This is a genomic window from Sulfurovum sp. (assembly GCF_041562805.1).
In the GTDB taxonomy this organism is placed as follows: Bacteria; Campylobacterota; Campylobacteria; order Campylobacterales; family Sulfurovaceae; genus Sulfurovum.
On sequence record NZ_JBFFOH010000067.1, the window covers coordinates 1 to 12,190 of the forward strand.

Here is a 12,190-nt window from a genome sequence, read left to right on the forward strand (position 1 = left end):
GAATGCTCTAAGTTTGTGAGGATTGTTTTGTGCAAATTTCTTAACAGCTTTAGCTGCTCTTCTGTCTGAGTTTCCTTCTCTAAGTACTGGGTTAACAGCTGAACCTAGACATGTGCTATATTTTGCCTGAATAGCTTTCTCTTCATCTGTAGTTGGGTTTTCAGGGTAGTTAGGAATATCATATCCTTGACCTTGAAGTTCAGCAATACAATCTTTAAGTTGTCCTACTGAAGCTGAAATGTTTGGAAGCTTAATGATGTTTCCATCTTCTTCTAAAACAACTTCTCCAAGCTTAGACAATTCATCTTCTGCTTTTCCCATAGCTGCAAGCACTCTACCTGCAAGTGAGATATCTTTCTCTACAACTTCTACGCCTGCTGCTTGTGTAAAAGCATTTACGATTGGCAGTAATGAATACGTAGCAAGTGCCGGCGCTTCATCAATTTTTGACCATATGATTTTTGGTAATTTTGACATGTTTGTTCCTTATTTTAATCAATTAAATGTAAATCGTCTAGAAACTACATTTTAGTAGCCTCCACCTAAATGTAATTCTTCTACATCTTTGTTGAACCAATTTTTCTGATTGCGAAAAACTTCAGGAATTATAATAAATTTACCGACCTTAATTCTTCACTATTTTTGGTATTATAATTATCATTTATTCTTTTATAAATTATCTATAATTGTTATTTTTATTATCTATATTTGTTTAAAAAATTATCTTTAAATTTAATACTATTATTATTTAAAGTGGGGTAGTATCAAATTATGAAACAAGAAACTTTAGATAAAAAAATAAAAATATCAAATGACTTAATGTTCTACTTCTATAAGTATATAGATACAGATATCAACATTGATGAGCTTGCAGATCATTTTAAGATCAATAAATTTTATATGCATAAGATCTTTAAAGAAGTATTTGGACGTAATATTTATGAAAGTATTAAGTCGATTCGTCTCCAAAAGGCTTCAAATCTTTTGTTGACAAATAAGTACTCCACTATTTCAGAGATAGCCAATGAGTGTGGATACAGCTCTCAAACCTCCTTCATTCGTGCATTTAAAGAACGTTTTTCCATGACACCCAATAGCTGGAGAAAAGGTGGATATAAACAATACTCACATAAAATTCTCTTACAATCGCCAACAGCAAAAGCTTCCACGGCTAACTTTGAACTCATACAGCCTCAAATTGTGAAAATTCCACAACAGACTGGATATTACATCCGTCATAGAGGCTATGGATATGATCAATCAAAGCTCACATGGCAAAAAATTCAAACCTGGGTTTATCAGAATGAGCTAAAGGACTATAAAGAGATGTCACTTTTTCATGATAATCCTACGATCACACCCTTAGATGAGTGTCACTATGTGGCGTGTGTAATACCCAATGATGAGAATGAAGTAAAAGATCAACGTTTGCCAAAATTCAATATCTCAGGTGGTGTCTATGCTAAGTTTGATCTGGAGGGGAAGAGAGGAGATTTGCTGAAGTTTATTCACTGGGTGTATCATGAATGGTTGCCAAAAAGTGACTATCAGACAACAACGAAACCACCTTATGCAATCTATCATAAAAACCATTATCTTAATGAAGATCAGGAGTTTTCGATCAGCTTTTATTTGTCGATCAGACTTTAGTTTACGTGGTTAAACCTATTAACCTATAATAGAGTTTGAATTTCGGACTAGACGGAAGAAAAAAGTAGGTATCTATGAATACCTATTGAAAAAGCAGGAAGAACACCTACAATAAAAAAGTAATCAAATTTGTCAAAAAAGGCAGGGAAGTCACTATAGGAGAAAACCTTATAAAGTTATATATTTTATAAGGTTTTTACAACAAAAGACTTTTGCTATACTTTAAATATTGAAATATCTTAATAAAAGGATATTTTGCTCCCTAAATAAGTTATTTCTTGCAATCGCAATAAGGATATGGATATGGATATGGATATGGATATGGATATTATCCGTAGGAAGCTTATTAGAAAAAGAACTTTGTTTTGTGATTGGTTTAATGAAAAAATAGAAACCTTATAAAATCTTCCATATGGATATCTTTTATAAGGTTTCCATCTAGGTAGATATACACGAACGATATTGGACTTCCAGACTAAATAGAAAGTGTAAACTGTTGTTTAAACATCCGGCCAGTCGCCTAGAGGCCATGGTTTTTCATCTGTATTGAAACCTATGTAGGAGACAAGCTGTTTTGTGTATTCTGCCAAACCCTCGGTAAAGTATAAGATCTTATCATTGGGTTCACCTGTCAACCAACTGTAAATATATTGGGTGATAGCAATGACAAAAAGGACCATTGATACGAACCTGGCTATGATCAGATATAAAAGTATATAAAGTGCTCTTGCTAATCCTGGTTTTTCCCGTTCGTTTGTTTCGATCTCTTCCATGATTATTCTCTCTTTTTAGTTTAATTATATCACACACAAAGATAAAAGTGAAAAAGTATGTCAAAATATCATAGTTAATCACAAAAAAAGGAATGCCATGAGACTCTTCATCGCTTCACCCGTCATCTTGGATGACTATGCTTCCATACAAGAGGATTTTAAAGACATCATTGAAGGGAAATGGATAGAAGAGGAAAACCTGCATTTGACCTGGATCTTTCTAGGTGATATCAAAGAGGTAACTCCTGTCATTGACAAACTCAAAGAGGTATCTGCGTTGGAGAATCAAACAGCTATAGAAGCATTAGGATATTTTGGGAGACCACCTAGAGTCTTTTTTTCCAAAAGTGAGGAGAAAGCTCTATACGACAAAGCCATGGAACTTAGAGATGCAGGTTTTGACCTCTACCGTTTCAAACCACACATTACACTATGCCGTATCAAAACCATCCATAACTACAAAGCCTACAAAGAGAAGCTCAAAACCTATCGTGAAAAAACATTGGGGATGATACTCCCACAGATCAATCTTTATGAGAGTACATTAAGCTCAAAAGGTGCTGAGTATACGTGTAAATACAAGATAGGTGTTTAACTTAGTACAACCACGATAGCTTCTTCAAGTGCCTCTTTTTCTATGCTTCGTACTTTTTCATCATAGGCTTCAAAATCCAAGCCCTCTTTCGCGATCTCTTTTTGCAAGATCACTTCTCCTCCGTCAAGCTCAGAAGTTACATAGTGTACGCTCACACCACCATGGGTATGTTCATCTTCATAACTTTTTTCTATGGCGTGAAGTCCTTTATGTCTGGGAAGTAAAGAGGGGTGTAAGTTGATACTTTTGATCTGTTCTGTAAAGGTAGGTGTCAAGATGCGCATAAAGCCTGCAAGTATTGTCAACTCGGGGTTATACTTCTGTAGTCGTTCAACCACCACAGCATCAAAGGCTTCGCGGCTTTTATAGGCTTTTGAATCAATGATCTCAAGAGGAATAGAGGCTTCTTTAGCGATCTTTATACCTTCGGCATTCGGGTTATTTGTCAAAGCAACGACAACCTCACACTCTTGTTGGTGTAAAGTATTGACAATATGGGAAAAGTTGCTTCCTTTACCACTGAAGAGTACGGCTATTTTTTTACGATTTGCCATTGAATGCTTCCCTACCTTGTATATGAATACTTATAATGGTCGCATTGTAGCGTTTTAGCCCTTAACCGTACACTCTAATTTTCCCACTTCTTCCACCAGATCCGTAGGTAACATCGCATAAGAAGAGCCCTCAAACTGTTCTGCTGCCATCACTAGGGCTAAAGAACCTTGAATGGCTGCATCAAGTGCAGTATACCCTTGTGCAAGCAGCGAAACGATCAAACCTGAAAGCACATCTCCACTGCCCCCTTTACTGAGTTTAGAACATCCTAATGCATTAATGTAAAGTCTCTCTTCTTGCATGATGAGTGTATTGGCACCTTTAAGAAGGAAGGTAATATGCGGATACTTGGCATTGAATTTTCGTACCATCTCAAATCGTTTGTTTTGTACCTGTGTTACGGTTAGTTGTTCCCCTGTTAGTATCTTCCACAGTACCACAAATTCTTTAGGGTGTGGGGTAATGACGATCTCTCTGTCTTTTTGTTCCAGTACAGATAAGATCTCTTTATTATAAAAGCTATCTGCATCCAATACTATAGGCAAATGGCTCTTGACAACATACTTCTGTATGAATTCACTCTCAAAGTGAACCCCCAGCCCCATACCTATGGCTAGAGCTGATGCATTATCCGGAACAACCGTTGTATGCATCAAGTACGGAGGCGGTGTGACTTTTTCATGTACCACCAATGTTGTAAGCCCAGCTCCAAATGTAGCAGCAGCCATCCCGGAGATAATACCTGCACCCTCTTTTTCTCCACAAAATACAGCAGCATGTCCAAAGCTTCCTTTATGCGTGGATTGCTGTGTCCTGCTTGGAAGTTTCAAATCTGATCTTTCGAGCAAGCATGTTTGACTTTGACCTTCGTAAAAAAGTGAACTCACACCAAGATCAACACGAAGCACCTCACCTACCACATCTTTACATGCATCTAAAAATAAAGCTTCTTTATATGCACCCATGCATATCGTCACATCTGCATGAAATGCTATAGGCATAAGCATGCCCGTCTCTCCTACCCCAGTAGGAATATCACAAGCGATCTTATGTGCTTTTATTGCATTGAGCTGATGCAAAATGTGTTGCGTATTTTCATCTAGGTTGCGATTTAGTCCTGCACCAAAAAGTGCATCCACCACCACATCTGCCTGGGTTAATGTATCTACCGTTTTAAGTCCTAAAAAACCGGCACGTTCGAGCTGTACTTTTGCCATCGCTGAATGTAATTCAAAAGGTATATAAAGCTTTATCTCATAATCACCATGAAGCTGACGTGCCAATGCAATACCATCTGCACCATTGTTCCCTGTACCCGCTACGATGAGTACCGAAGCACCTAAAGGAAAATGTTTACGAATATAATTAGACATCCCTGCTGAAGCATGCTCCATGAGGATATCTTCACTCAGTCCGTAGGTTTCATAACATCTTCGATCCAACGTATAACAGCTTTCAAATACTTTTTGCATTTCAACTCCTTCTACTCCTTCTATTTTATCACAAATTAATACTAACTCGATATAATCCCATTCATATTTATCTATCTTGGTCTAGAACCGGGAAATTTTGATAAGGAAGGGGGTGCTTTTCGATGCCAGGAATTATTTTAACACAACGTGACTCTTTTGATGACGCTTATAGAAAATTCAAAAGACAATGTGACAGAAACCTTATCGTGACAGAAGCTAGAGCTAGACAAAATCACGAAACTGAGACTGAAAAGAGAAAAAAAGAAAAGATTGCAACTCGCAAGAAAATCCTTAAAAAACTCTTCATGCTCAGAAGATACGAGTCTAGACTGTAATTTTTACAGCAGTAGGGCATTTCCCCTGCTACTCAACGCACTTTTAAACCCAAACTCCCACAAACTTTCCCTCAACTCATTACACATTATCTAACTTTTCGCTAAAATAATCTAATATTTTTTCGAAGGTTTTCTTATGACATTTACGACCACATTACAAAAAGACGCTATCAAGATCATGCTCCTGGGTTCTGGTGAACTTGGTAAAGAAGTTGCCATTGAGGCACAAAGACTTGGTATAGAAGTCATCGCTGTTGATAAATACGAGAATGCACCTGCACATCTTGTAGCAAATCGTTCGTATGCCATAGACATGCAAGACAAAGAAGCAGTACTAGCACTTATAGAAAAAGAGCAGCCTAGTTTTATCTTGCCGGAAGTTGAAGCCATTAGCATTGCAGCACTTTTTGAAGCAGAAGCCAAAGGTTTTCATGTGATCCCAAATGCTGAAGCAGTCAATAAAACAATGAACCGTAAGAATATCCGTGTGTTTGCAGCAGAAAAACTCGGACTTAAAACAAGTGGATATCAATTTGTCACTACGCTTGATGGACTTAAAGCAGCAGGTGATCGTATAGGTTTCCCATGTGTCATTAAACCGGTAATGAGTTCATCTGGTCATGGACAAAGTATAGCCAGAACAGCAGATGATATAGAAAGATCATGGGAGATCGCCAAAGAGGCTCGTGGTGATGCTTCAGAACTCATCGTAGAAGAGTTTGTACCTTTTGACTATGAGATCACCCTTCTCACTGTACGTAACGAAACAGGTACTACTTTTTGTGATGCCATCGGACATGTACAAAAAGACGGAGACTTCGTCCTTTCATGGCAGCCGATGCAAATGACTCCGGAAGCACTTCAAAAAGCACAAGAGATCGCAAAATCAGTAACTGATGGTCTCGGTGGTCGCGGTATCTTCGGTGTGGAGTTCTTTGTCAAAGATGACGAAGTCTACTTCTCAGAACTGAGCCCACGTCCTCATGACACAGGGATGGTGACACTGATCACACAAAGCCAGAGCCAGTTTGCCCTGCATGTAAGAGCAGTACTTGGACTACCACTGGACTACACTACTTACGGTTCAGGTGCATGTGGTGCATACAAAGCCAAAAATGAAAGCCATAACCCGACACTTGAAGTACCTGACAATGCCTTTACAAAAGACAGTTTTGTAAGGGTCTTTGGAAAACCGGACTCACATGCAGGCCGTCGTATGGCGGTAAGTCTTGTGCTGGACGAAGTAGAAGAAGCAAAAAGAAGAGCAACTGCTATAGTAGAGAGCATTTCAGATAACTAACAGGAGCATATATGCGTATTTTTTCTAGAGTTTTTTTACCCTTTTTATTACTTGTGTATATTGGTGTTGAGACCTATATGAAATTACAGCATACTTCTCTTTGTGGAGAGGTTGGGTGTAAACTTGCCGGAGAACTCCTTAAATTTGACCCTATCTATCTCAACTACTTTGGTTTCATAAGTGTACTTGCTTTATTTTTTCTAGGTTACCGTTCACTTAAAAGTACATTTTTTGAAACACTTTTTTTTATGCTACTTTATGCTGCCATAGCCTTTGAAGCCACCATACTTTCTTACCAGTTCATAGTCAATCCTGAAGCATGTCTCTTTTGTTTAGGAATTTTCTCTTCTTTGCTACTGATCACACTCTTTAACCATCTTAAAAACTTCCCTGTAGTTATTGTTGTCGTCCTTTCTATACTTTTAGGACTAAGTACCCTTGCCATTCCTCAAAATAGATCTTTTATCACAACTCCCGGCATCTATCTCATACAGTCTGATACCTGCGGTCATTGTAAAAAAGTAAAAGCGTATTTTGCAAAACAGCAGATAGACTATACTGCTATCTCGGCACAAAATGTAAATGCCAGAGGGTTTTTAAAGTTTGTTGACATTGCGACCATCCCTGTTCTTGTGATCAAAGACACATCTGGCATGACACTCTTGAAGGGTGACAAAAAGATCATCGCACATTTTGAAGCAAAGATACAGGATGAAGTACTTATACCAGAAGTCATTGCTCCACCGTCACAAAGCAGTAGTGTACTGGAGCTGTCTTCAGACTTCTTAGGAGCAGGGCAAGATGCCGGTTGTGCCATCACGATCACCGAAATCCCTTCATGTGAAGACAATAACACTATACCAACACCTCAAAATTAAGGAAAAATATGAACATTGTATTACTTGACGCTAAAACACTGGGTGACGACTTAGACATTCGTATTCTTGAATCTTTTGGCACACTTACCGTGTACCAGACGACATCCCCGGAGCAAGCACTTGAACGTATCCAGATAGCAGATATCGTTATCACAAACAAAGTAGTCATTTCCGCCAACATGATGGAAGAGACGCCAAGACTCAAACTGATCTGTATCGCTGCTACAGGTATGAATAATATTGATTTGGATGCTGCTAAATTTAAAGGCATAGAGGTCAAGAACGTTGCAGGGTATTCCACTAAAAGTGTTGTACAACATACTTTTGCGATGGGACTCTATCTACTGGAAAAAATGGCGTATTATGATGCTGTGGTCAAAGATGCTTCATGGAGTGAATCAGGGCTATTTACAGATGTAAGTCGTCCATTCTATGAGATCTCTGGAAAAAGATGGGGGATCATCGGCTTAGGTAATATAGGCCAGGAGGTCGCTAAAATTGCTACTGCTTTTGGAGCAGAAGTAAGTTATTATTCTACCAGTGGGAAGAATCTTCATCATGCCTACCCGCATCAGAGTTTAGAATTTATTCTCAGAGACTGTGATATCATTTCTATTCATGCTCCACTCAATGATGATACCTATAACCTCATCAATGAGAACAATCTACCCTATATGAAAGATAATGCAATTCTTTTAAACCTCGGACGAGGGGGTATCATCAATGAAACAGACTTGGCATTTGAACTTGACAGACGTACATTGTACGCTGGATTAGATGTACTGGAACAAGAACCTATGACGTTAACCAATAGACTGAACGAGGTTAGACACAAAGAGAGACTCCTTATCACTCCTCACATGGCTTGGGCAAGTATTGAAGCTAGAAAAAAGCTTCTTGAAGGTATTGTAGAAAATATTCGTGTATTTATGGAGAAATAATGATAGATGTACTGGTCATCGGTTCTGGAGGTGCAGGACTCACAGCTGCACTTGCTGCAAAAAAAGTGGGTGCTTCTGTCACTGTAATAGGTAAAACCTACCCTACCAACTCACAAACCTCTATGGCTCAGGGGGGTATCAATGCTGCCCTTGGGAATGCTGGAGATGACCATATCAGTTCTCACATCGCAGATACGATCAAATCTGCTCATGGGCTTTGTGACGAAGATATGGTCAGACATATGTGTGCAGATGCTCCTGAAACCATGTCATGGCTAGAGCGCTTAGGTGTACCTTTTTCAAGACTGGACAATGGTAAGATCGGTACTCAGACCATAGCCCAGCGTCAAATGGGTGGTGCTTCGGCCAAACGTGCATGTTATGCACAAGACTACACAGGGTTAAAAATACTCCACACCCTGTATGATACTTGTCTCAAAGAAGAGATAGACTTTTTAGACGAACACTATCTTCTTAATCTCATCATCCAGGAAGATACAGTCAAAGGCGCTACTTTTTTAGATATCCGCACAGGAGAAGTCAAACAGATCAATGCAAAGTCTGTCATCCTGGCAACAGGCGGGTATAGCTCACTCTACCATGGATTTACCACCAATGCGTATGGTTCCACGGGGGATGGTGTGGCTGCGGTACTGCGTGCAGGCGGAGCCGTATCTGATATGGAGTTCATACAGTTTCATCCTACAGCACTCAAACACTCTTGTATTCTCATCTCTGAAAGCGCCAGAGGGGAAGGTGGATACCTGGTAAATGAATCAGGTGAACGTTTTGTAGATGAACTCAAACCTCGTGATGAAGTAGCACGTGCCATTTTCTACCAAATACAAGAAGGACAACGTGTATTTTTGGATGTACGCCATTTAGGAGAGGAGAAACTCATGGAGCTTCTCCCGCAAGAGATGGAACTATGTAAAATGCATGAACATGTTGATCCCTCAATTGAGCTTATCCCCATCAAACCTGTAGCGCATTACACTATGGGTGGTATAGACGTAGATTATGCCCTGGAAGTGAATGGGATCAAGGGATGCTTTGCTGTGGGTGAGTGTTCCAATGCCAAAGTACATGGTGCAAACCGTCTTGGCGGGAATTCTCTGCTTGAAATTACAGCTTTTGGAAAACTTGCAGGAGAAAATGCGTATAAACACGCTGTGTATGCAAGCAACAAAGCTGCAGATAATACACAACAACAGAAAGATTCTGTAGAGATAGAAGCATTTTTATCACAAAAAGAGAATGTTAATTTTTATCCCTATAGAGAGATGCTCGGAAATCTTTTTTATGAAAAGGTCGGTATTGTCAGAGAGAATGACCAACTCCATGAAGCCCTCAACGAAGTGATCACGATGCAAGTCACAAAAAAAGAGATGGGCATTACAGACAGAAGCCCGACAAATAACCAGAACCTCATTGAGTTTTTGGAGTTTCAAAATGCCCTGCTTCTGGCACCCACCATCATCTCCGCAGCCATTGCCAGAGATGAAAGTCGTGGAGCGCATTACAAAGTTGGCTTTGAAAGTGAAAATGAAGATTTAAGAAAACATATTGTTTTACAATGGAAGAAGGAAGAAACATGCAGATAAAAATTCTTCGCTCTGAAACCAGTACTCATCAACTCTATACACTTCCTGCAGGTGAGATTCCTCTCTTGAATGCCTTGACCTACATTAAAGAAACACAAGATGCCACACTTACCTTTTCAGCTGGCTGTCGTGCTTCAGTATGCGGTACATGTGCTGTTCGTGTCAACGGAAGAGAAGAGCTTGCATGCGCGTATAAAGTAAAACCCGGAGATATCATAGAACCACTTCAGTATCATCCTGTATTACGTGATCTTAAAGTGGATAAACACAAAGCGAAAGAGACACTCGAAAAGAGTACGGCTTGGCTACACAGCTCACAAGAAGCTTCTCTCACACACAGCGATGAAAAACTCTCTGAAACACAAACAGACTGCATACTCTGTGACTCATGTTATTCTGCCTGCCCTGTCTATGCAGTCAATCCTGATTTCCTCGGGCCTTTTGCATTAACACGTGCCTACCGTTACAGCACTGACAAACGTGAAGGCAGTGTTAAAAACATCATAGATAACATTCAGAGCAATGGAGTGTGGGATTGTACTTTATGTGGAGAGTGTACAGCTGTCTGTCCTAAAGGTATAGACCCGAAAATGGACATCACTATGTTAAGAGGGATCTCTGTGCAGGAAGGTTACGATGATCCTTCTTTTGCTACACAGAGTTTTGGCACGCCAGATTTTGGCGGTGGAGGATTTGGGTTCGACCCCAATGCCGGGGTTTAGATATCTCTAGGATCCACGATCTTTCCAGCGATAGCTGAAGCTGCAGCAACAGCTGAGTTTGCCAGATAAATTTCTGAAGTTCTTGCACCCATACGGCCTACGAAGTTACGGTTGGTTGTAGCAAGACAACGCTCACCATCGCCCAAGATACCCATATATCCACCCAAACATGCTCCACATGTAGGGTTAGAAACCACTGCACCTGCATTGATAAGGATCTCCATCAAACCTTCATGTTGTGCCTGAAGGAGTATCTTTTGTGTGGCAGGAGTTACGATCATACGTGTATGACGTGCAACTCTTTTACCTTTCATGATCTCTGCTGCGATACGTAGATCTTCTATACGCCCGTTTGTACATGAACCTATCATCACCTGGTCTATTTTCAAATCATCTGCCACAGCTTGTTCTACAGGCTTACCGTTTGATGGCAAGAAAGGGTAAGCAATCACCGGTGAAAGTGTCGATGTATCGATGCTGATCACTTGACAGTACTCAGCATCTGCATCTGAAACATGGATCTTAGGTTCAGCTCTTAGGCCGCCGTTGGCTTCTTTTCTATCTTCAAGGTATGCTAGAGTAACATCATCTACTGCGAAGATACCATTTTTAGCGCCTGCTTCGATAACCATATTAGCGATAGAAAATCTATCTGCCATCCCTAAATATTGTATTGCGTCACCTACAAACTCAATAGCTTTGTATAAAGCGCCATCCACACCTATTTGACGAATAAGTTCCAGAATAATGTCTTTACCGTAGATGTGTTTTCCCGGTTTACCCGTTAACTCTACTTTGATAGTCTCAGGTACTTTAAACCAGTTACCACCCGTGATCATCCCGAAAGCAAGGTCTGTACTTCCCATACCTGTAGAAAATGCACCAAGCGCACCATGAGTACACGTGTGGCTGTCTGCACCGATGATCACGTCACCAGGAAGCACAAGTCCTTTTTCTGGAAGCAAAGCATGCTCAATACCCATGTCTTTTTCATCAAAGAAATATTTGAGGTCATGCTTATAGGCAAACTCTCTAGATATCTTAGCCTGGTTTGCTGAGGCTATGTCTTTTGCCGGGATGTAGTGATCCATCACTAAAGCAAAGTTATCTGGTCTAGCCATCTTTTCTGCACCGGACTCTTCAAACGCTCTAATGGAGATAGGGGTAGTAATGTCATTCCCGATGATCATATCGATCTCTACTCTAACGATCTCTCCTGCATGCACTTCACGCCCTGCATGTTCTGAGAAGATCTTTTCTGTCATAGTTTGTTTCATTTTATTATCCTTCGGATAGGACGCTTTTGAACAAAGTCCAAAAAACTACGCTGCCGCTATTGCAACTTCAGCAGTTGGCTCATGTGAC

At 40.0% G+C, this 12,190-nt stretch carries 13 protein-coding genes; 8 read left to right on the forward strand and 5 right to left on the reverse strand.

Features of this window, described 5'->3' with window-relative positions; all coding sequences use genetic code 11:
• A partial coding sequence (locus ABYK33_RS08995; protein ID WP_373032811.1) for an NADP-dependent isocitrate dehydrogenase occupies positions 1 to 477 on the reverse strand: 477 nt, incomplete at its 3' end.
• Positions 478 to 771: 294 nt separating this feature from the next.
• Here ABYK33_RS08995 and ABYK33_RS09000 point away from each other — a divergent pair.
• Positions 772 to 1,650, forward strand: a complete 879-nt coding sequence (locus ABYK33_RS09000; RefSeq protein WP_373032812.1) for a GyrI-like domain-containing protein — start codon at positions 772 to 774, stop codon at positions 1,648 to 1,650.
• Between the two features lie 500 nt (positions 1,651 to 2,150).
• On the opposite strand, the gene ABYK33_RS09005 is transcribed toward ABYK33_RS09000, so the two are convergent.
• Entirely contained in the window at positions 2,151 to 2,423 is a 273-nt protein-coding gene (locus ABYK33_RS09005; RefSeq protein WP_373032814.1) for a DUF4389 domain-containing protein, read from the reverse strand.
• Positions 2,424 to 2,520: 97 nt separating this feature from the next.
• On the opposite strand from ABYK33_RS09005, the gene thpR reads away from it, so the two are divergent.
• Positions 2,521 to 3,018, forward strand: coding sequence for an RNA 2',3'-cyclic phosphodiesterase (gene thpR, locus ABYK33_RS09010; RefSeq protein ID WP_373032815.1), 498 nt, complete (start codon positions 2,521 to 2,523; stop codon positions 3,016 to 3,018).
• Here thpR and purN read toward each other — a convergent pair.
• A complete protein-coding gene (gene purN, locus ABYK33_RS09015; protein WP_373032817.1) occupies positions 3,015 to 3,572 on the reverse strand; it encodes a phosphoribosylglycinamide formyltransferase in 558 nt (185 codons plus the stop codon). The two genes, thpR and purN, sit on opposite strands and share 4 nt — an antisense overlap.
• Positions 3,573 to 3,626: 54 nt before the next feature.
• Complete coding sequence (locus ABYK33_RS09020; protein WP_373032818.1) at positions 3,627 to 5,045, reverse strand: NAD(P)H-hydrate dehydratase; 1,419 nt, start codon at positions 5,043 to 5,045, stop codon at positions 3,627 to 3,629.
• Between the two features lie 122 nt (positions 5,046 to 5,167).
• On the opposite strand from ABYK33_RS09020, the gene rpsU reads away from it, so the two are divergent.
• The 6 genes from rpsU (at position 5,168) to ABYK33_RS09050 (ending at position 10,825) form a co-directional block, all read left to right on the forward strand.
• On the forward strand, positions 5,168 to 5,380 hold the full coding sequence (rpsU, locus tag ABYK33_RS09025; protein ID WP_309494262.1) for a 30S ribosomal protein S21: 213 nt from the start codon (positions 5,168 to 5,170) through the stop codon (positions 5,378 to 5,380).
• A gap of 136 nt (positions 5,381 to 5,516) precedes the next feature.
• Positions 5,517 to 6,680, forward strand: a complete 1,164-nt coding sequence (purT, locus tag ABYK33_RS09030) for a formate-dependent phosphoribosylglycinamide formyltransferase (RefSeq protein WP_373032819.1) — start codon at positions 5,517 to 5,519, stop codon at positions 6,678 to 6,680.
• A gap of 11 nt (positions 6,681 to 6,691) precedes the next feature.
• Positions 6,692 to 7,558, forward strand: coding sequence for a glutaredoxin domain-containing protein (locus ABYK33_RS09035; protein WP_373032820.1), 867 nt, complete (start codon positions 6,692 to 6,694; stop codon positions 7,556 to 7,558).
• Between the two features lie 8 nt (positions 7,559 to 7,566).
• Positions 7,567 to 8,499 (forward strand): D-2-hydroxyacid dehydrogenase, encoded by a 933-nt coding sequence (locus ABYK33_RS09040; protein ID WP_373032821.1) that lies wholly within the window; start codon positions 7,567 to 7,569, stop codon positions 8,497 to 8,499.
• Entirely contained in the window at positions 8,499 to 10,103 is a 1,605-nt protein-coding gene (locus ABYK33_RS09045) for an FAD-dependent oxidoreductase (protein ID WP_373032823.1), read from the forward strand. Before ABYK33_RS09040 ends, ABYK33_RS09045 begins: the two co-directional genes overlap by 1 nt.
• Positions 10,094 to 10,825 (forward strand): succinate dehydrogenase/fumarate reductase iron-sulfur subunit, encoded by a 732-nt coding sequence (locus ABYK33_RS09050; protein ID WP_373032825.1) that lies wholly within the window; start codon positions 10,094 to 10,096, stop codon positions 10,823 to 10,825. The genes ABYK33_RS09045 and ABYK33_RS09050 overlap by 10 nt, the downstream gene beginning before the upstream one ends.
• Here the strand turns inward: ABYK33_RS09050 and leuC are convergent.
• Entirely contained in the window at positions 10,822 to 12,102 is a 1,281-nt protein-coding gene (gene leuC, locus ABYK33_RS09055) for a 3-isopropylmalate dehydratase large subunit (RefSeq protein ID WP_373032826.1), read from the reverse strand. The genes ABYK33_RS09050 and leuC overlap by 4 nt on opposite strands.
• Between the last annotated feature and the right edge of the window lie 88 nt (positions 12,103 to 12,190).